Origin of the sequence: Phycicoccus sp. DTK01 (assembly GCF_017312765.1) — a bacterium.
Taxonomy (GTDB): domain Bacteria; phylum Actinomycetota; class Actinomycetes; order Actinomycetales; family Dermatophilaceae; genus Phycicoccus; species Phycicoccus jejuensis.
Window position 1 is genome coordinate 176,105 of the sequence record NZ_BOPU01000004.1, and the last position, 18,543, is coordinate 194,647.

17 protein-coding genes are annotated in these 18,543 nt (G+C 73.2%); 2 read left to right on the forward strand and 15 right to left on the reverse strand.

Annotated features, from left to right (window positions below; all coding sequences use genetic code 11):
• Window positions 1-8: 8 nt before the first annotated feature.
• Complete coding sequence (locus J3473_RS10865; protein WP_207023314.1) at window positions 9-1,151, reverse strand: phosphotransferase; 1,143 nt, start codon at window positions 1,149-1,151, stop codon at window positions 9-11.
• A gap of 49 nt (window positions 1,152-1,200) precedes the next feature.
• Here J3473_RS10865 and J3473_RS10870 point away from each other — a divergent pair, with 49 nt between their 5' ends.
• Window positions 1,201-1,620 (forward strand): MarR family winged helix-turn-helix transcriptional regulator, encoded by a 420-nt coding sequence (locus J3473_RS10870; RefSeq protein ID WP_207023317.1) that lies wholly within the window; start codon window positions 1,201-1,203, stop codon window positions 1,618-1,620.
• A gap of 13 nt (window positions 1,621-1,633) precedes the next feature.
• Here J3473_RS10870 and J3473_RS10875 read toward each other — a convergent pair whose 3' ends face one another.
• From J3473_RS10875 to J3473_RS10925, 11 genes are all read right to left on the reverse strand, one after another.
• The gene (locus tag J3473_RS10875) at window positions 1,634-2,380 is read right to left on the reverse strand and encodes a gamma-glutamyl-gamma-aminobutyrate hydrolase family protein (protein WP_207023320.1); all 747 of its coding nucleotides are present in this window, start codon (window positions 2,378-2,380) and stop codon (window positions 1,634-1,636) included.
• Window positions 2,381-2,388: 8 nt separating this feature from the next.
• Window positions 2,389-3,156, reverse strand: coding sequence for a 3-oxoacyl-ACP reductase (locus tag J3473_RS10880; RefSeq protein ID WP_030527902.1), 768 nt, complete (start codon window positions 3,154-3,156; stop codon window positions 2,389-2,391).
• Between the two features lie 52 nt (window positions 3,157-3,208).
• Window positions 3,209-4,594 (reverse strand): aldehyde dehydrogenase, encoded by a 1,386-nt coding sequence (locus J3473_RS10885; RefSeq protein ID WP_207023322.1) that lies wholly within the window; start codon window positions 4,592-4,594, stop codon window positions 3,209-3,211.
• Between the two features lie 10 nt (window positions 4,595-4,604).
• Window positions 4,605-5,990: a glutamine synthetase family protein gene (locus J3473_RS10890; RefSeq protein WP_030527900.1), complete on the reverse strand. Its 1,386-nt coding sequence runs from the start codon at window positions 5,988-5,990 to the stop codon at window positions 4,605-4,607.
• A gap of 14 nt (window positions 5,991-6,004) precedes the next feature.
• Window positions 6,005-6,727, reverse strand: coding sequence for a FadR/GntR family transcriptional regulator (locus J3473_RS10895; RefSeq protein WP_207023323.1), 723 nt, complete (start codon window positions 6,725-6,727; stop codon window positions 6,005-6,007).
• A gap of 83 nt (window positions 6,728-6,810) precedes the next feature.
• Entirely contained in the window at window positions 6,811-9,276 is a 2,466-nt protein-coding gene (locus J3473_RS10900; protein WP_207023325.1) for an FAD-dependent oxidoreductase, read from the reverse strand.
• Window positions 9,273-10,172, reverse strand: a complete 900-nt coding sequence (locus J3473_RS10905) for a phosphotransferase (RefSeq protein WP_207023651.1) — start codon at window positions 10,170-10,172, stop codon at window positions 9,273-9,275. Before J3473_RS10905 ends, J3473_RS10900 begins: the two co-directional genes overlap by 4 nt.
• Window positions 10,173-10,183: 11 nt before the next feature.
• Window positions 10,184-11,839, reverse strand: coding sequence for an amino acid permease (locus J3473_RS10910; RefSeq protein ID WP_207023327.1), 1,656 nt, complete (start codon window positions 11,837-11,839; stop codon window positions 10,184-10,186).
• 169 nt (window positions 11,840-12,008) lie between these two features.
• A complete protein-coding gene (locus tag J3473_RS10915; RefSeq protein ID WP_030527895.1) occupies window positions 12,009-13,103 on the reverse strand; it encodes a branched-chain amino acid aminotransferase in 1,095 nt (364 codons plus the stop codon).
• A gap of 58 nt (window positions 13,104-13,161) precedes the next feature.
• Window positions 13,162-14,232 (reverse strand): 3-isopropylmalate dehydrogenase, encoded by a 1,071-nt coding sequence (locus J3473_RS10920; RefSeq protein WP_207023329.1) that lies wholly within the window; start codon window positions 14,230-14,232, stop codon window positions 13,162-13,164.
• Window positions 14,233-14,336: 104 nt separating this feature from the next.
• On the reverse strand, window positions 14,337-14,432 hold the full coding sequence (locus tag J3473_RS10925) for a hypothetical protein (RefSeq protein WP_030527893.1): 96 nt from the start codon (window positions 14,430-14,432) through the stop codon (window positions 14,337-14,339).
• A gap of 425 nt (window positions 14,433-14,857) precedes the next feature.
• On the opposite strand from J3473_RS10925, the gene J3473_RS10930 reads away from it, so the two are divergent.
• The gene (locus J3473_RS10930; RefSeq protein ID WP_207023331.1) at window positions 14,858-15,205 is read left to right on the forward strand and encodes a DUF3995 domain-containing protein; all 348 of its coding nucleotides are present in this window, start codon (window positions 14,858-14,860) and stop codon (window positions 15,203-15,205) included.
• Here the strand turns inward: J3473_RS10930 and serA are convergent.
• From serA to ilvC, 3 genes are all read right to left on the reverse strand, one after another.
• On the reverse strand, window positions 15,192-16,778 hold the full coding sequence (gene serA / locus J3473_RS10935; protein WP_030527891.1) for a phosphoglycerate dehydrogenase: 1,587 nt from the start codon (window positions 16,776-16,778) through the stop codon (window positions 15,192-15,194). The two genes, J3473_RS10930 and serA, sit on opposite strands and share 14 nt — an antisense overlap.
• Window positions 16,779-16,928: 150 nt before the next feature.
• Complete coding sequence (locus J3473_RS10940; RefSeq protein ID WP_207023333.1) at window positions 16,929-17,396, reverse strand: DedA family protein; 468 nt, start codon at window positions 17,394-17,396, stop codon at window positions 16,929-16,931.
• 91 nt (window positions 17,397-17,487) lie between these two features.
• Window positions 17,488-18,519 carry a ketol-acid reductoisomerase gene (gene ilvC / locus J3473_RS10945; protein WP_207023336.1) on the reverse strand — a complete coding sequence of 344 codons (1,032 nt, stop codon included), beginning with the start codon at window positions 18,517-18,519 and terminating at the stop codon, window positions 17,488-17,490.
• Window positions 18,520-18,543 lie beyond the last annotated feature (24 nt).

Genomic DNA, 18,543 nt, shown 5'->3' on the forward strand with positions numbered 1-18,543 from the left:
CCCCGGCGTCAGGCAGTGGCGGTCTCGTCCACCCTGTCGAGACAGAACCGGGCGATGGCGGCCCGGTCCCGGGCGAGCGCGGTGAGCGCCGGCGAGGGCTCGGCGCCGAGGTGCTCCCAGGGCAGGCTCGACAGCCCGGTGAGCACGAGGTGGTGCACGGCGTGGCCCCGGGCCACGACCTCCGCGGGCACGTCGCAGCCCTCGTCGCGCAGCCCCGCGACGTAGGCCGCACGGTGGGCGGCGTCGCGACCGGCGAGGTCGCCGGCCGGCGCGCGGCCGGTCTGCACGTCACCGACGAGGAGCTGGCCGAGGTCGGCGCCGGCCGGCATCGGCATCCAGTAGCCGTAGTCGACGAGGACGAAGCCGTCGAGGCCCCGCAGGGCGAGCAGGTTGTTCGGGCAGGCGTCGCCGTGGGCGGGCAGGTGCGGCAGGGCCATCGCCTCCTCGACGAGCTCGCCCGCGCGCCCGGCCGCCTCGAGCAGCCGCCCGCGCAGGTCGGCGTCGAACGCGTCGGCGACGAGCGGGTGGCGCCACGGACCGTCGTCCCGCAGCATCGGCAGGACCTGGTGCGCCAGCCGCCCGTCGCGGTAGTCGCGCAGGGTGAGCCGGACGCCGCCGACGCCCGCCAGCGGCGCCACGCGCGGGCTGCCCGACAGCCGGCCGAGCAGGCGTGCGGCGCGCACCGAGCGCTGCTCGTCCCACGGTTCGTCGACGACGTCGAGCTCCTCGAGCCAGAGGGCGCAGGACAGCTCGTCGAGGTCGCGGACGGCGACCGCGGCCGGCATCGTCAGCCCCGCCGGCAACCGGTCCGCGAGGTCCGAGCGGTAGGCGAGCGGCTCGGTGCGCCAGGGCACCCCCGCCGCCGCCACCGCCCGCAGGTGCTCCGGGACCTGCGCGAAGAGCGGCGAGCGCTCCCAGGCCTGGACGACCTTGACGAAGAGCCGGAAGGGCCGCTCCCCCTCCGCCGTCACGAGCGTCCCGCGCACGAGGTGCCGCGAGCGCGTCGTGATGGCCACGAGGTCGTAGGCGAACTCGCTCACCTCGACGTCCCGCACCGTGGCCGGGCCGTCGACCCCGTGGTGGGCGGCGAGCATCCGGGCGAGCTCGTCGTCGTCGACGGCGGCCGGGCCGAGGGCGTCGGTGGCGACCATGCCCCCTCCTCGTAAAGTCGGTTTACCACCAAGAAGGTAAAGTGACTTTGTGACCGACGTCAAGGAGATCCTGCCCGAGCTGCTGGGGCGGCTCTTCGGACGCCTGCGGTCGGAGGTCGCGGGCCTGCTCGGCCCCGGGCTGCGCTTCTCGCACGTCCGGGTCCTCGACGCGGTGCCGGCCGAGGGCGCCAGCGTCACCGCCCTCGCGGAGCGACTCGGGATGACCAAGCAGGGCTGCGGACAGTTCGTCACGCAGCTCGAGACCGCGGGCCTCGTGCGCCGCGACGCCGAGCCGGGCGACCGCCGCGTGCGCCGCGTCCGCCTCACGCCCGAGGGCGAGCGGCTCCTCGGCCGGGCCCGGGACGCCATGGCGCGGGCCGAGGAGACCTTCGCCGCCGAGGTGGGGCCGCGGCGCTACGCCGGCTTCCGCCGGGTGCTCGACGAGCTCGGGCGCGACGCCCGCGCCTGAGCCGCGGACGCGCTCAGGGCCGGAGCGCCGCCACGTCGGCCGCCGCGCGGACGAGCGCGACGAACAGGTCGGCGAGCTCCCCCTCCTCGGCGTGCCACTGCACCCCGAGGCGGAAGCGGGCCCGCGGGTCCTCCATCGCCTCGAGCGTCCCGTCGCCGTGCCACGCCGCCGGCACCCAGCCCGACCCCTCCAGGGAGGACGGGAGCACCGCCTGGTGGTGGTAGGTCGGCACGTCGAGCGGCAGCTCGCCGACGACGGACGCGAGGAGGCTCCTCGGCACCGGGTCGACGTGGTGCGAGGTGTAGACGCCGGGGCTCGGGCAGTGCGCCTCGTGCCCGACGCGGTCCGGCAGGTGCTGCTCGAGCGTCCCGCCGTCCGCGACGGCCATCACCTGCATCCCCCGGCAGATGCCGAGGACCGGCAGGTCGACCTCCGCAGCCGCCCGGACCAGGGCCGTCTCCCAGTCGTCGCGGTCGGGCCGCGGCGACTGGGAGGTGGGGTGCGGCTGCGCGCCGTAGCGGCCGGCCTCGACGTCCGCTCCCCCGGCGACGACGAGCCCGTCCACGCGCTCGAGTACCGAGCGGGCGAGCGCCGCGTCGACGTCGGGTCGCGGGGGCAGGACGACGGCCACCCCACCCGCCGCCTCGACCTGCGCGACGTACCGGTGCGGCAGGACGACGCTGCGCTGCCCCACCCAGGGGTAGCGGTCGACGTCCTCGACGTAGCAGGTGATCCCGATGACCGGGCGGTGGGTGGGCACGGCCGGGCTCAGAGCGGCGTGACGTAGGCGCCCGAGATGCCGCCGTCGACGAGGAAGGTCGAGGCGGTCATGAAGCTCGACTCGTCCGAGGCGAGGAAGAGCACCGCGTTCGCCATCTCCTCCGGCTCGCCGAAGCGACCCATCGGCACGTGGACGAGCCGGCGCGCGGCGCGCTCGGCGTCCTTGGCGAACAGCTCCTTGAGCAGCGGGGTGTTGACCGGGCCCGGGCAGAGGGCGTTGACCCGGATGCCCTCGCGGGCGAACTGCACGCCGAGCTCGCGGGTCATCGACAGGACGCCGCCCTTGGACGCGGAGTACGAGATCTGCGACGTCGCCGCACCCATGACCGCGACGAAGCTCGCCGTGTTGATGATCGAGCCGCCGCCCTGCTCGCGCATCATCGGGATGACCGCCTTGCAGCAGAGGTACACCGAGGTGAGGTTGACCTCCTGCACCCGGCGCCACGCGTCGAGGTCGGTGTCGAGGATCGAGTCGTCGTCGGGCGGGCTGATCCCCGCGTTGTTGAAGGCGATGTCGACCCGGCCGTGCTTCTCCTTCGCCGTGGCGAAGAGGGCGTCGACGTCGTCCTTGGACGCGACGTCGCAGTGCACGTACGTGCCGCCGATCTCGGCGGCGAGCGCCTCGCCCGCCTCGTCCGCGAGGTCGGCGACGACGACGGTCGCGCCCTCCTCGGCGAAGCGACGCACGGTCGCGAGGCCGATGCCGGAGCAGCCGCCGGTGACGACGGCGACCTTGCCCGCGAGCCTGCCTGACATGTTCTCTCCTCGGTGCTGGGTGGTGCGGTGGGTGGTCGGGGTGGAGCGGCGCTCAGTCCTCGGTGGAGATGAAGACGTTCTTCACCTCGGTGAACGCGTCGAGGGCGTCGGGCCCGAGCTCACGGCCGATGCCGCTCTGCTTGAACCCGCCGAAGGGCGTGGAGTAGCGGACCGACGAGTGGCTGTTGACCGAGAGGTTGCCCGCCTCGATGCCCCGCGAGACGCGCAGGGCCCGGCCGACGTCGCGCGTCCAGATCGAGCCCGAGAGCCCGTAGGCGCTGTCGTTGGCCATCGCGACGGCCTCCGCCTCGTCCTCGAACGGCAGCACGGCGACGACCGGCCCGAAGACCTCCTCGCGCCAGATCCGGTCCTCGGTGCCCGAGGGCAGGACGACGGTCGGCGGGTACCACCAGCCGGCGCCCTCGGGGGCGCTGCCCCGGAACGCGACGTCGACCGCGTCGTGCCCGTCGGTGCCGTCGACGTAGCCGCGAACGGTCTCGCGCTGCCGCTCGCTGACGAGCGGGCCCATCTGCGTCGCCTCGTCCCCCGGGTCGCCGACGACGACGTCGCGGACGGCGGTCTCGAAGCGCTCCATGAACGCGTCGAGGACGCTGCGCTGCACGAGGATCCGGGTGCGGGCGCAGCAGTCCTGGCCGGCGTTGTCGAGGAAGCTCATCGGGGCCGCGGCCGCCGCCTTGTCGAGGTCGGCGTCGGCGAAGACGACGTTGGCGGACTTGCCGCCGAGCTCGAGCGTCACCCGCTTGACGTGCTCCGCAGCGCCGCGCATGATCCCCTGCCCGACCCGGGTCGAGCCGGTGAAGGCGATCTTGCGGACGTCGGGGTGGGTGACGAAGCGCTCGCCGACGACGGCGCCGGCGCCGGGCAGGACCTGCAGCACACCCTCCGGGAGGCCGGCCTCGAGCGCGAGCTCGCCGATGCGCATCGCCGTGAGCGGGGTGAGCTCGGCCGGCTTGAGCACGACGGTGTTGCCGGCGGCCAGCGCGGGGGCCATCCCCCAGCCCATGATCGGCATCGGGAAGTTCCAGGGGACGATGATTCCGACGACGCCGAGCGCCTCACGGAAGGTCACGTCGAGTCCGCCCGCGACCGGGATCTGCCGGCCGAAGAGGCGTTCCGGAGCGGCGGAGTAGTAACGCAGGACGTTGACGACGTTGCCGGCCTCCCAGCGGGCGTTGCCGATGGTGTGCCCCGCGTTGCGCACCTCGAGCCGCGCGAGCTCCTCGGTGTGCTCCTCGACGAGGTCGGCGAAGCGGCGCAGGAGCATCCCGCGGTCGGCGGGCGCGACGGCGCGCCAGGCCGGCCCGACCTCGACGGCCCGGGCGACCGCGGCGTCGGTCTCCTCGACGCCGGCCAGGGTGACCGTGGTCACGACCTCCTCGGTCGCCGGGTCGATGACGTCGTGCGTGGTGGTGCTCATCGCTGGGTGCTCACAGCCTCTCGAATCCGCGGACCCGCTCCCAGTCGGTGACCGCCGCGTTGAACGCGGTGATCTCGACGTCGGCGGCGTTGACGTAGTGGTCGACGACCTCGTCGCCGAACGCGGCACGGGCCACCGCGCTGCCGGCGAGCAGGTCCCGCGCCTCGGCGAGGGTCGTCGGGACGTGGTCGTACTCGCCCGTGTAGGCGTTCCCCTCGCAGACCGGGGGGAGCTCGAGGCCCTCACGGATGCCGTGCAGGCCGCCGGCCATCATCGCGGCCACCGTGAGGTAGGGGTTGACGTCCCCGCCCGGGACGCGGTTCTCGACGCGCAGGCCGGCGCCGTGGCCGACGACGCGCAGGGCACAGGTGCGGTTGTCGGTGCCCCAGGCGACGGCGGTGGGGGCGAACGAACCGGCAGCGAATCGCTTGTAGGAGTTGATGTTCGGCGCGTAGAAGTACGTGAGCTCACGCATCGTCGCGAGCAGGCCGGCGAGGAAGTGGTCGAAGAGCTCGGAGCGACCCCCCTCGCGCTCGTCGTCGGCGAAGACGATCTCGCCGTCGGTGCCGCGCAGCGAGAGGTGCACGTGGCACGAGTTGCCCTCGCGCTCGTCGTACTTCGCCATGAAGGTCAGCGACTGCCCGTGCCGGGCCGCGATCTCCTTGGCCCCGGTCTTGTAGACGGTGTGGTTGTCGCAGGTGCGCAGGACCTCGTCGAAGAGGAAGCCGACCTCGTGCTGGCCGAGGTTGCACTCCCCCTTGGCCGACTCGACGGTCATCCCGGCGCGGTACATCTCGTTGCGGATCTCGCGCAGGACCGGCTCGACCTTGCTGCCGCCGAGGATCGAGTAGTCGACGTTGTACCGGTTGGCCCCGGTCAGGCCCTGGTAGCGGCGGTCCCAGGCGCTGTCGTAGGAGTCCTCGAAGAGGATGAACTCGAGCTCGGTGCCGGCGAAGGCGCCCCAGCCGCCCTCCTGCGCCGCCGCGACCTGCTTCTTGAGGATGGTCCGCGGCGACTGCACGACCTCGCCCGAGCCGTCGAGCCACGACAGGTCGCACTGGACGGTGACCGAGCCCGGGTGCGCGGGGGTGCGCCGCAGCGTCGAGAGGTCGAGGTCGAAGAACATGTCGCCGTAGCCGCGCTCCCACGACGAGATCGCGTAGCCCCCGACGGTGTTCATGTCGACGTCGACGGCGAGGAGGTAGTTGCAGCCCTCGGTCCCGCCGTCGAGGACGTGCTCGAGGAAGAAGGCCGCGTGGATCCGCTTGCCCTGCAACCGTCCCTGCATGTCGGTGAACGCGACGATGACGGTGTCGACGGTGCCGTCGGCGACGTCGGTCCGCAGCTGCTCGAGGGTCAGGCGCGGCGGTCCGCCGAGGTGGGTCGGGGTCGTCATGGTCGTCCTCCCGGTCATCCGATGAGCCCCCGCAGGAGTGCGGAGGTCGCGTCGCAGTGTTCTTCCATGGCGGTCCGCGCGTCGTCGGCCGCCCCGGTCAGGATGGCATCGACGACCGCCCGGTGCTGGTCGTGCGAGTGCTGGATGTTCTTGCGGAGCACGGGGATCGCCGTGAGCAGCTCGCCGAGCGCCGCCTGCGCGCGGGTGACCGCCTCGATGAGCATCGGCGAGCCGGACACCGTGGCCACCGCGAGGTGGAGACGGCTGTCCGCGAGGCGGTGCGCCCCCGGGTCGACGGCCTCCGTCGTCTCGCGCAGGCACGTCTCGAGCCACGCGCGCTGGTCGCCGGAGAGGTCGCGGGTCGCCGCGAGCCACGCGGCCCCCGGCTCCACGACCCGCCGGAAGTCGAGCGCGTCGAGCAGGGTCGCCCCCCGCCGCACGGGTCCTCCGCTGCCGGGGGCGGGCGCGGTGTAGGTGACGACCGACCCGCCGCCCCGGCCGCGGCGCGTGGTCACGAGCCCGGCGTCGCGCAGGGCGGCGATGGCGTCGCGCAGCGTGCCGCGCGCCACGCCCATCCGCTCCGCGAGCTCGCGCTCGGGCGGCAGCTGGTCGCCGTCGAAGAACACGCCGAGCCGGATGGCCGTCGCGAGCTGCTCGACGGTCGTCTCGAAGGGGTTGCCCGGGGTCTGCCGGAGGATGGCCGACGGCAGGTGGGTCACGAGGGCGGGGTCGCCCATGCTCGGTCCTCCTTCCCGGACGACGACGCCGGGGGCGTCGTCGGCAAAGGTCCCTTTCCGGACCTTTCGTGGCGTCGAGTCTGTCACGGCGTCACCGTCCGCGCCGTCCGTGGGTCGAGGGGCGGACGCCGGGACACCGTGAGGGGCAGCCGCTCCCCCGCCAGGTCGACCTCCCAGCGCCCCGTGCCGAGCCACCCGTCGTCGGCGGAGCCGGTCGCCCGGTCCCCCACGAGGGCGAGGCCGACCGACGCCCCGACCGTCGCGCCCCACGCCGCGCTCGTCACCTGCCCGGCCGGCACGTCGTCACGCAGGACGAGCTCGCCGCCCCACAGCCAGGCCTGCGGCTCGGCGCACACGAGGGAGACGACCCGGCGCGCCGGGCCGCGTCTGCGGCGCTCCACCAGCGCCGCCCGCCCGAGGAAGTCGGAGCCGCCCGCGAGGTCGCAGGCGAAGAGCAGCCCGGCCTCGACCGGGGTCACCTCGGGGGTCAGCTCGCGCCCGAACGCCCGGTACCCCTTCTCGAGCCGCAGCGCCTCGATGGCCGAGTAGCCCGCGGGCACCGCACCGAGGTCCGCCCCGGCGTCCATCAGCGCGTCGTGGACGACCGCCGCCTGCTCGGTCGGTACGGACAGCTCCCACCCGAGCTCGCCGACGTACGTCATCCGGGTGGCGCGCACCACCGAGCGGCCGAGCGGCAGGACGCGCGAGGTGCCGAACGGGTGGGCGGCGTCGTCGAGGGGCTCGGGGGTGAGGCGCGCGAGCAGCTCGCGCGAGCGCGGACCCATGACCCCGAGGACGGCGTACGCGCTCGTGACGTCGACGACGCCCGGCCGGCCGACGCGGTGGCGCCGCAGCCGGTCGAGGTCGCGCTCGGTCGTCGCGGCGCTCGAGACGACGAGGAACTCCTCGGGCGCGGTGCGGGTCACGGTCACGTCGGCCTGGTACCCGGCGCGCTCGTCGAGCATGCCCGTGTAGACCGTGCGCCCCACCGGCACGTCGACGTCGGCCGTGCACGTCCGCTGCAGGGTGGCCAGCGCGTCGGGGCCGGTCACGAGGTACTTGCTGAACGAGGTCTGGTCGAAGACCGCGACGGCCGAGCGGGTGGCGCGCTGCTCCGCGTCGCACCAGTCGGCCCACGCCGGTCGCTCCCACGAGTACTCGAGCCGCGGTTCCTCCCCGGGCGGCGCGAAGACCAGCGGACGCTCCCACCCGTTGCGCGTCCCGAAGACCGCGCCCAGTGCGGCGACCCGGTCGTGCACCGGCGAGCAGCGTTGTGGCCGACCGGAGGTCAGCTCGCGGTTGGGCCACGGCACCGCGTAGTGCAGCCCGAGCACCTCGACCACCCGGGAGCGCAGCCACGTCGGGTTGGCCGCCACCGACGGGAAGCGGCGCAGGTCGACGGCCAGCAGGTCCGAGGTCGCCTCCCCCGCGACGACCCACTCGGCGAGCGCCCTTCCTGCGCCGCCCGCCGACGCGATGCCGACGGAGTTGAAGCCGGCGGCGACGAAGAACCCGTCGCACGCGGGGGCCTCGCCGAGGATGAACTGGTTGTCCGGCGTGAAGGACTCGGGCCCGTTGTAGAACTTGCGGATGCCCGTCTCGGCGAGCACCGGGAGGCGGTGGACCGCGCTGTCCATGAGCACCGAGAAGTGCTCCCAGTCCTCCTCGAGCAGCTGGAACTCGAACGGGTAGGGGATGTCCTGCGGCGCGACCCACGGCTTGGCCTCGGGCTCGAAGCCGCCGACGAGCAGGCCACCGACCTCCTCCTTGACGTACGTGTAGCCGTCGGGGTCGCGCAGCACCGGCAGGTCGCGGTGCACGCCCTCGACCTGGTCGGTGACGACGTAGAAGTGCTCGGCCGAGTGCAGGGGCACGCCGACGCCGGCCATCGCCCCGACGAGCGGCGCCCACTGGCCGGCGGCGTTGACGACCACCTCGCACTCGACCTCCCCACGGTCGGTGACGACACCCGTGACGCGCCGCCGGTCGCCACGCTGCTCCAGGTGCATCCCGGTGACGCGCACCCGCTCGTGGACGCGCACGCCGAGCTGCCGCGCGCCGCGGGCGAGCGCCTGGGTGAGGTCCGCCGGGTCCGCGCGCACGTCCCCCGGCAGCCAGATGGCGCCGACGAGGTCGTCGGTGCGCAGCAGGGGGTAGCGCTCTGCGGCCTGCGCAGGGGTCAGCAGCTCGCACTCGAGGTCGTAGGCGGCGGCGCTCGCGACCGTGCGCCGCAGCTGCACCATCCGCTCGGGGGTCCGGGCGACGGTGAGGCCGCCGCAGACCCGGTAGCCGGTCGAGAGCCCCGTCTCGGCCTCGAGCCGGCCGTAGAGCTCCGTCGAGTAGCGGACGAGCCGTGTCGCGGCCTCGCTGGCGCGCAGCTGCCCGACGAGCCCGGCCGCGTGCCAGGTCGTGCCGCACGACAGCGTGCCCTGCTCGAGGACGACGACGTCGGTCTCCCCCAGGTGCGCCAGATGGTAGGCGACGGAGGCGCCGATGACCCCGCCACCGACGACGACCACCCGTGCGCGGGAGGGCAGCTCGCCGCTCATGATCCCGCCGCCCCGGCCAGCAGCCGTTCCCAGCGCGGCCCTCCGGCGAGCTCCCGCGCGGCGTCGAGCTTCTCCGTGGCCCATGCCCGGAAGTCGAAGTCGATCTCGCCGCGTCCCTCCTGGATGACGCCCCACAGCGTCCAGCCGTAGCGGGCGAGGAAGCCCCAGAGCTCGGCCCGCGCCGCGTCGCCGGGGTCGCGCCGGGCGTGGTAGACCGCGCACAGCTCGGCGAGCGCCTCGTGGTCGAGGCCGGCCTCGGCGGCCGCGTTGCCCAGCTCGAAGGACGGCTCGTTCATCCCGGAGTACTCGTAGTCGATGATGCGCAGGTCGCCCCCGTCGTCGAGGACGTTGGCGGCGAGCAGGTCGTTGTGGCAGGGCACGAGCGGCTCGGGCCGCGCGGCGAGGGCGGCCTCGGCGCGCTCGGCGGCGGGCTCGAGGTCGTCGTACCCGGGCGGGAGCGCGAAGCCCTGCTGCTCGACGACCCGGCGGTACTCCCGGCGCAGCGCGGTCATGTCGAAGCGGCCGACGAAGACCGGCGCGGAGTGCAGCCGGCGCAGCGCCGTCGCGAGCCGGGGCAGGTTGGCCGCGACGTCGGCGTCCCCCCACGTGCGCCCGGGCAGGAAGGCGACGACGAGGATGCCGCGGCCGCCGAGGTAGTCGACGACCGGCGCCCCGACCCCGGTGCCCGCCGCGGCGAGGGTGTTGACGAACTCGGCGTGCCGGTCGACCCCGAGCAGCCCGGTCCCGGGGTCCGAGAGGCGCACGACGACGTCGAGGCCGGTGCCGGTGCGCACCCGCAGGTTGGTGTTGGTCAGCCCGCCGGGCAGGCGCGTCACGTGGCGCGCCTGCCCGGCGAGGACGGGGATCCCGTCGAGGACCTCGTCGTGACCGGTCACGGAGGGGCCGGTCACTTCAGCGGGTCGCCGGGCTTCCAGTCGTGCTCCGCCCCGCCGTGGGCCGTCTTGCCGTGGTGCTCGAGCGCGATCTCGTCGGCGCCGGTCATGCCCTCGGGCAGGTCGATCGTCGTCTTCGGCCCGGTGAACCACTTCTTGGCCGACAGGTGCCACCCGACCCATAGCGCGACGAGCGTGCCGCCGGTGAGGATGGGGGCGTAGTTGACGAACTTCCAGCTGAACTCGTCGTTCAGCGGGTTGGCGGCCGGAGTGAACGGGAGGACGAAGTACACCGACACGACCGCGATCTCCGCGACCGCGAGCGGGGCCATCCACCGCCACTTGCTGCCGAGGTTCCACCGGCCCTGCTTGAAGGAGTCACCGGCCTTCCACCGCAGGTAGATCGGGATGGCGAAGGCGAGGTACAGGCCGATGACGGCCACCGACACGACGGCGTAGAAGGCCACCGGGACCGGGGCCCCGTTGATGTCGACCTCGACGAGCGCCGGGAGGGTGATGATCGCGGCCACGACGGACGAGACGAGGACCGCGTTGGCCGGCACCTTGCGGCTGTTGAGCCGCGCCCACCGGGAGGCACCCGGCACCGCACCGTCGCGGCTGAAGGCGAAGAGCATCCGGCTCGTCGAGGTCATGCAGGCGGTGGTGCAGAAGAACTGGCCGATGCTCGCGATGAGGAGCACGGTGCCGGCCCAGCCCGACGAGAGCGCCTGGTTGAAGATCAGGGCCACGCCGCCACCGCCCTCGGTGACCGCCGCGGGGTCCTGGACGGCGAAGAGGAAGGACAGCAGGAGGATCCAGCCACCGATGGCCGAGTAGAAGATCGAGCGCCAGATGCCCTTGGCCGCACCGTCGGCCGCGCCCTGCGTCTCCTCCGAGAGGTGGGCCGAGGCGTCGTAGCCGGTGATCGTGTACTGCGTGAGGAGGAAGCCGAGGGGCAGGACGTAGAACCAGAAGCCGAAGCCCTCGGTGTCACCCCCCGCCAGCCCGCCGCTGTTGTTGACCCGCATCGTGAAGACGTCCGCGACGCTCATGTGCTTCTCGGGGAGGAACACGAGGATGAGGATGACGGCCGCGGCGCCGGCCACGTGCCACCACACCGAGACGTTGTTGAGCAGCGCGAGGAGGTGCCCGCCGAAGATGTTGACGAGCGCGGTCAGCACGAGGACGACGAGGAACATCCAGAACACGCGCTGGAGGCTGTAGCCCGCCGCCCATGACTCGCTCATCGTGCTGAACGACAGGTCGAAGAACGTCGCGGCACCGTAGGCCACCGATGCGTCGACCGCGAGCAGGCCGATGAGGTTGAGCCAGCCGGTGTAGTAGCCCGCCTTCGCGCCACCGAGCTTGGCCGCCCACCAGTAGATGCCGCCGGACGTCGGGTAGGCCGACACCAGCTCCGACATGCACAGGCCGATGACGAGGATGAAGGCCGAGATGATCGGCCAGCCGATCGAGATGGCGATCGGGCCGCCGTTGTTCCACGCCTGGCCGAAGGTCGTGAAGCAGCCGGCGAGGATGGAGATGATCGAGAAGGAGATCGCGAAGTTGGAGAAGCCGGACCAGCTCCGGTTCAGCTCCTGCTTGTAGCCCAGCTCGGCGAGGAGGGCCTCGTCGTCCGAGTGGCCTTCGGTCGTCCGGGAAACGCTCACGTGCACCTCTTGGTGTGCAGAAGCGGACCGCGCGGGTCCGGGGCGGATCGAGTGGTGCACAGACAACACCCGGCGCTCCGGCGGTGTCAATGGTCCGTTCAGGAACCATTACCGGGACGCGGACGGGCCCCGCTCCCCGTCGGGGGTGCGGGGCCCGTCGCGCGCGAGCTCAGGCCAGGCGCGTCAGCCAGCCGCGGGAGTCCTCGGCGCGCCCGTACTGGACGTCGAGCAGGGCCTGCCGGATGGAGCGCGTGACCTCGCCGCCCTCGTCGCCCGCGGTCGACGGCGCCTCGCCGCCGTCCCAGCAGAGCTCACCCACCGGCGTGATGACCGCGGCTGTGCCACAGGCGAACACCTCGCGGATGTGCCCGTCGCGCACGCCGTCCTTCCACTCCTGGATCTCGATGCGACGCTCCTCCGGCTCGAGCCCGAGGTCCTTGGCGAGCTCGAGGATGGAGCTGCGCGTCACGCCCTCGAGGATCGTGCCGGTGAGCTCCGGGGTGAGCAGCCGCCCGTCGTCGGTGACGAGGAAGAGGTTCATCCCGCCGAGCTCCTCGATGTACGTGTGCGTCGCGGAGTCGAGGAACACGGCCTGGTCGCAGCCGTGCTCGATGCCCTCGAGCTGGCCCGCGAGCGAGGAGGCGTAGTTGCCGCCGGTCTTCGCGGCGCCGGTGCCACCGACGCCGGCCCGGGCGTAGTGCTCGGAGATCCAGAGGCGCACCGGCTTGAGGCCGCGCGGGAAGTACGCGCCGGCCGGCGAGGCGATGACCGAGTAGGTGACCTCATTCGCCGGGCGCACCCCGAGGAAGGCCTCGCTCGCGTAGAGGAACGGGCGCAGGTACAGGCTCGTCTCGCCCGTGCCGAACGCCGGCACCCACGCCTCGTCGACCTCGACGAGCGCGCGCAGCGAGGCGAGGAAGTCGTCGGTGGGCAGCTCGGGCAGCGCCAGGCGCCTGGCGCTGCGCTGCATCCGCTCGGCGTTGGCCTCCGGGCGGAAGGACCACACCGAGCCGTCCTCGTGGCGGTACGCCTTGAGGCCCTCGAAGACCTCCTGCGCGTAGTGCAGCACGGCGGCGCTCGGCATGATCGTGATCGGGCCGTACGGGTGGATGCGCCCGTCGTGCCACCCGCCGTCGCGGGTCCACGTGGCGCTGGCCATGTGGTCGGTGAAGTACACGCCGAAGCCGGGGTTCGCGAGGATCTCGGCACGACGCTCGTCGCTCGCGGGGTCCGGGCGACGCTCGAGGTCGAAGGTCAGGCTCATGGGACGGAAGGTCCTTTCCTCGGGAAGCGACGGTGCTCCCGAGAGGCTAGCCGGTCGGTCAGAGGCGCGCCGCGATGGCGTCGCCGACGGCGCTCGTCGAGCGGGCGGCGATGCCGCGCTCGGCGAGGTCGGCGGCGACGGCCTGCTCGACGCGGGCGGCGGCGTCCGCGAGCCCGACGTGCGCGAGGAGCATCGCCACCGAGAGCACGGTGGCGGTCGGGTCGGCGACGCCCTGGCCGGCGATGTCGGGGGCCGAGCCGTGGACCGGCTCGAACATGCTCGGGAAGCGGCCCTCGGGGTTGATGTTGCCGCTGGCCGCGAGGCCGATGCCGCCGGCGATGGCCGCGGCGATGTCGGTGATGATGTCGCCGAAGAGGTTGTCGGTGACGACGACGTCGAAGCGGCCGGGGTCGGTCGCGAGGAAGATCGTCGCGGCGTCGACGTGCTGGTAGGCGGTCTCGACGTCGGGGAACTCGGCGCCGACCTCCTCGACGGTGCGCCGCCACAGGTGGCCGGCGTGGGTGAGGACGTTGTGCTTGTGCACGAGGGTCAGGTGCCGGCGCGGGCGGGCCTGCGCGCGGGCGAACGCGTCGCGGACGACCCGCTCGACGCCGAAGCGGGTGTTGACGCTCACCTCGGTCGCGATCTCGTGCGGCGTGCCGACGCGCAGGGCGCCGCCGTTGCCGGTGTACGGACCCTCGGTGCCCTCGCGGACGACGACGAAGTCGATGCCCTCGGGCGCGACGCGCTCGACGGCCAGCGGGCTCTCGACGCCGGGGTAGAGCTTGGCCGGGCGCAGGTTGACGTAGTGCTCGAGGGCGAAGCGCAGCGGCAGGAGGACACCGCGCTCGAGGACGCCGCTCGGCACGCCGGGGTCACCGATCGCGCCGAGGAGGATGGCGTCGTGGCCCGTGATCTCCTCGAGGACGGAGTCCGGGAGGGTCTCGCCGGTCGCGTGCCAGCGCCGGGCGCCGAGGTCGTACTCGGTGGTCGCGACCTTGGGTCCGTCGGCGCCGACCGCCGCCTCGAGCACCTTGAGCCCCTCGGCGACGACCTCCGGGCCGATCCCGTCGCCGGCAATGACGGCGAGGTCGAGGGAGGACGGGGTGGTCGTGGCGGCGTCGCTCATGTGCTCCAGCCTAGGGAGATGGGTCCGGGATGCGGACGGCCGTCCCAGCCCGTGGGAGGGCGGGACGGCCGTCGGGTCGCGCCGCCCGGGGGCGGCGTCGGGCGTCAGTCGTCGCTGTGGCCCTGGTCGCGCAGGTCCATCGACTCCTGCAGGGCCTGGCGCGCCAGGGTGGCCTCGTCGAACGTCGTCTCGGTGTTCATCGCGTCTCTCGCTTCCGCGGCGGGTGCCGCTCGGGGTTCGTGGGTGGTCCGGTGCTCGAGCCGGGGTGGGCCGGCGAGCGCGTCAGCGACGTCGCGGGGTCTCCGCGGCGAGGGTGCTGACTAGAGGACCTCGCCGCGGCCGGGAATGAGGAGTACGCGCCGCGTCATGCCTCCACGGTAGGAGGACGTCCTACTACTCGTCAGGTCGATCCCACGATGCGGACCACATGACGCTCGAGATGCGCGTCACACCGACCGATGATGTGCGGAATCGCTCGTCTCGACGGTCCATGGATGCCGGGATCAGCGGTGAGGTCGACGGATCGAGTGCGCCGGGCGGCCCGCGTCCCACCACGGCGTCCCCGGGTCCGACCGGGGTCCTCCCCCCCTGCCACGGCCGGTCGCCCGCCCCTAGCGTCGACACCGTGCCCCTCCGCCCCTCCGTCCCGCCCGCCCTGCTGCTCGCCGCCGGCCTCGGCACGGTGCACGCCACCTCCAGCCCCGCGTGGGCGGCCGGCTCCCCCGTCCTCGTCGCCGTGGCCCTCGTGCTCTACGGCCTCGCGAACACCGTCGCGGCCAACCTGGCCCTGACGGGTGCGCTCGGCCCGGTCGAGGACCTCGTGGCCGTCCGCGGCCACGCCTGGCTGTGGGCCCCCCTCTTCCTCGCGTGGGGCCTCGCGCTCGGGGCGGGGCTGCGCGGCGCACGACGACGGCGGCCCACCCCCGAGGGGGCGGACCGCCGTCGCGGGGTGCCGGTGGTCAGCCGAGGTTGACGACGCGCACGGTGTCGGCGCCGATCTCGCGACCGATCGCCGCGACGACCTCGTCGGGGATCGCGCGGTCGACCGTCAGCGCCACCATCGCGGTGCCGTCGGCGTCGTGCGGAGAGACCTGCATGGCGGCGATGTTGACGTCGGCGTCGCCGAGGAGGCGGCCGATCGAGCCGATGACGCCCGGCCGGTCGACGTAGGAGAAGAACGCGAGGTGGCGGCTCAGCGGCACCTCGAGGTCGTAGCCGTGGACGCCGGTGACCTTCTGCACGAGCTTCGGGCCGGTCAGCGTGCCGGCCACGGAGACGACCGTGCCGTCGGCGAGCGTGCCCTTGAGCGTCGTGACGTTGCGGTAGTCCTCGCTGCTGCCGTCGGTGACCAGGCGCGACTCCAGGCCGCGCTCCTTGGCGAGCAGCGGGGCGTTGACGTAGGTCACCGGGTCCTCGGTGATGTCCGTGAACAGGCCCTTGAGCGCCGACAGCTCCCAGATCGAGACGTCGTGCTGGGTGATCTCGCCGCGCACCTCGACGTCGAGCTGCACCGGCACGGAGCCGGCGATGGCGGTGAAGACGCGGCCGAGCTTCTCGACGAGGTCGATGCCCGGGCGGACCTCCTCGGCGACGGCGCCTCCGGAGACGTTGACGGCGTCCGGCACGAGGTCGCCGCCGAGCGCGAGGCGCACGGACTTCGCGACCGCGACACCGGCCTTCTCCTGGGCCTCCTCGGTCGAGGCGCCGAGGTGCGGCGTGACGACGACCGACTCGAAGGCGAACAGCGGGCTGTCGGTGCACGGCTCGGACGCGAAGACGTCGAGTCCGGCGCCGGCGACGCGACCGTCGGCGATGGCCTCGGCGAGGGCCGACTCGTCGAGGACGCCACCACGGGCGGCGTTGATGATCCGCACGCTCGGCTTGACCTTCGCGAGGGCCTCCTTGCCGATGAGGCCGAGGGTCTCGGGGGTCTTCGGCAGGTGGATGGTGATGAAGTCGGACTCGGCGAGCAGCTCGTCGAGGGTGACGAGGCGCGCCCCGAGCTGGCCGGCGCGCTGTACCGACACGTAGGGGTCGTAGGCGAGGATCTCGACGCCGAAGCCCTTGAGGCGCTCGGCGACCAGCTGGCCGATGCGCCCGAAGCCGACGATGCCGACCTTCTTCTCGAGCAGCTCGACGCCGCCGTACTTGCTGCGCTTCCACGCGCCGTTCTTCAGCGCCTCGTTGGCCGGCGCGATGTTGCGGGCGCAGGCGAGGAGCAGGCCGACGGCGAGCTCGGCCGCGGAGGTGATGTTCGAGGTCGGCGCGTTGACGACCATCACACCGGCCTTCGTGGCGGCGTCGACGTCGACGTTGTCGAGACCGACCCCGGCGCGGGCGACGACCTTGAGGTTCTTCGCGGCGGCCAGGGCCTCCGCGTCGACCTTGGTCGCGGACCGGATGAGGATCGCGTCGACGTCGGCGATGGCCGGCAGGAGCTGGGAGCGGTCCGCGCCGTCGGTGTGGCGCACCTCGAAGTCGGGTCCGAGGGCGTCGATGGTCGCGGGCGAGAGCTCCTCGGCGATGAGGACGACGGGCTTGGTCACGTGAAAGGTCCCTTGCGTGCGTGGGTGGTCGGGGGTCCGCCGATGCGGTGACGTGCCGTCCGGCACGCCGCTGTGCCGGGACCTCCATCGTAGGCACCCGCCAGCATGTGGACACCAGTGACCACGATGTGATCGTCGTCGCGTCCGGGGTCAGGCCGCGGCGTCGACCCGACGACGCAGCCGCCGCGCCGCGAGGACGACGAGCAGCACGACGCCGGCGGCCACGAGGAGCCACCACCAGGGCACCCGGCCGAGCGCGGCGTCGACGACCGTCATCCCGACCGTCGTGTAGATCGCCGCCCAGAGCAGGGCCCCGAGGACGACCGCGGGCAGGAAGCGGCGCAGCGGCATCCGGAGCATCCCGCTGGAGGCGTTGATCGCGCTCTGCAGGCCGACGGTGAGGAAGCCGAGGGTGACGGCGGGCGGGCCGACCCGGCGCACGAAGCGCTCGGCGCGCGCCACGGCCGGCCGGTCGAGGTGGTGGGCCCAGCGGGTGCGCCCTCCCCCGGCCCGCACGCCGCGCCCGACCCAGTACGTCGCGACCCCGCGGGCCGTGGCGCCGGCCCAGAACGCGACGAGGACGACCCAGAAGGGCCACCCGTCGACGAGGTCACGCATGCGTCGAACGTACAGAACACGCCGTGCGCGAGGAGTCGCGCACGGCGTGTTCTGCTCACTCGACGGGGTGGGTCGAGGTGGTGGTGTCGCGTCAGCGCGCGGCGGATCCCTCGACGTAGTCGCTGTCGCGGTCGGTGTCGACCCACGCCATGAGCTGGCGCAGCTCGCGGCCGGTGCCCTCGATGGGGTGGGCGGCGCCCTTGGCGCGCAGCTCCTTGAACTCCGGTGCGCCGGCGTCCTGGTCGTCGATGAAGCGCTTGGCGAAGTTCCCGTTGCGGATGTCCTCGAGGACGGCCTTCATGTTGTCCTTGACGTGCGGGTCGATGACGCGGGGCCCGGAGACGTAGTCGCCGTACTCGGCGGTGTCGGAGACCGACCAGCGCTGCTTGGCGATGCCGCCCTCGATCATGAGGTCGACGATGAGCTTGAGCTCGTGGAGGCACTCGAAGTACGCGACCTCGGGCTGGTAGCCCGCCTCGACGAGCGTCTCGAAGCCGTACATGACGAGCTGCGAGGCGCCGCCGCAGAGGACGGCCTGCTCACCGAACAGGTCGGTCTCGGTCTCCTCCGTGAAAGTGGTCCTGATGCCGCCGGCGCGCAGGCCGCCGATCGCCTTGCCGTAGGACTTCGCGAGGTCCCAGGCCGAGCCCGAGGCGTCCTGCTCGACGGCGAGGAGCACGGGCACGCCGCGACCGTCGACGAACTCGCGGCGCACGATGTGGCCGGGGCCCTTCGGGGCGACCATGAGCACGTCGGAGCCGGCCGGCGGCTCGATGTAGCCGAAGCGGATGTTGAAACCGTGGCCGAAGAGCAGGGCCGCGCCGTCCCGGAGGTTCGGCTCGATCTCGGCCGCGTAGAGACCGCGCTGCACCTGGTCCGGCGTGAGGATGACGACGAGGTCGGCCTCGCGGACGGCGTCGGCGACGGTGTGGACGGTCAGGCCCTCGGCCTCCGCCTTGGCGCGGCTCTTGGAGCCCTCGGCGAGGCCGACGCGCACGTCGACGCCGGAGTCGCGCAGGTTGAGGGCGTGGGCGTGGCCCTGGCTGCCGTAGCCGATGACCGCGACCTTGCGGCCCTGGATCACCGACAGGTCGGCGTCGTCGTCGTAGAACATCTCGGCCATCGGAACAGGCCTCTCCTTCGGGTC

What these genes read in the sequence shown, in the direction of transcription:
- J3473_RS10865 (WP_207023314.1), bottom strand. Translation starts at nt 1,151, where the DNA reads ATGGTCGCCACCGACGCCCTCGGCCCGGCCGCCGTCGACGACGACGAG.
- J3473_RS10900 (WP_207023325.1), bottom strand. Translation starts at nt 9,276, where the DNA reads ATGAGCGGCGAGCTGCCCTCCCGCGCACGGGTGGTCGTCGTCGGTGGC.
- J3473_RS10885 (WP_207023322.1), bottom strand. Translation starts at nt 4,594, where the DNA reads ATGAGCACCACCACGCACGACGTCATCGACCCGGCGACCGAGGAGGTC.
- J3473_RS10920 (WP_207023329.1), bottom strand. Translation starts at nt 14,232, where the DNA reads ATGAGCGACGCCGCCACGACCACCCCGTCCTCCCTCGACCTCGCCGTC.
- J3473_RS10895 (WP_207023323.1), bottom strand. Translation starts at nt 6,727, where the DNA reads ATGGGCGACCCCGCCCTCGTGACCCACCTGCCGTCGGCCATCCTCCGG.
- J3473_RS10880 (WP_030527902.1), bottom strand. Translation starts at nt 3,156, where the DNA reads ATGTCAGGCAGGCTCGCGGGCAAGGTCGCCGTCGTCACCGGCGGCTGC.
- J3473_RS10925 (WP_030527893.1), bottom strand. Translation starts at nt 14,432, where the DNA reads ATGAACACCGAGACGACGTTCGACGAGGCCACCCTGGCGCGCCAGGCC.
- ilvC (WP_207023336.1), bottom strand. Translation starts at nt 18,519, where the DNA reads ATGGCCGAGATGTTCTACGACGACGACGCCGACCTGTCGGTGATCCAG.
- J3473_RS10890 (WP_030527900.1), bottom strand. Translation starts at nt 5,990, where the DNA reads ATGACGACCCCGACCCACCTCGGCGGACCGCCGCGCCTGACCCTCGAG.
- J3473_RS10940 (WP_207023333.1), bottom strand. Translation starts at nt 17,396, where the DNA reads ATGCGTGACCTCGTCGACGGGTGGCCCTTCTGGGTCGTCCTCGTCGCG.
- J3473_RS10915 (WP_030527895.1), bottom strand. Translation starts at nt 13,103, where the DNA reads ATGAGCCTGACCTTCGACCTCGAGCGTCGCCCGGACCCCGCGAGCGAC.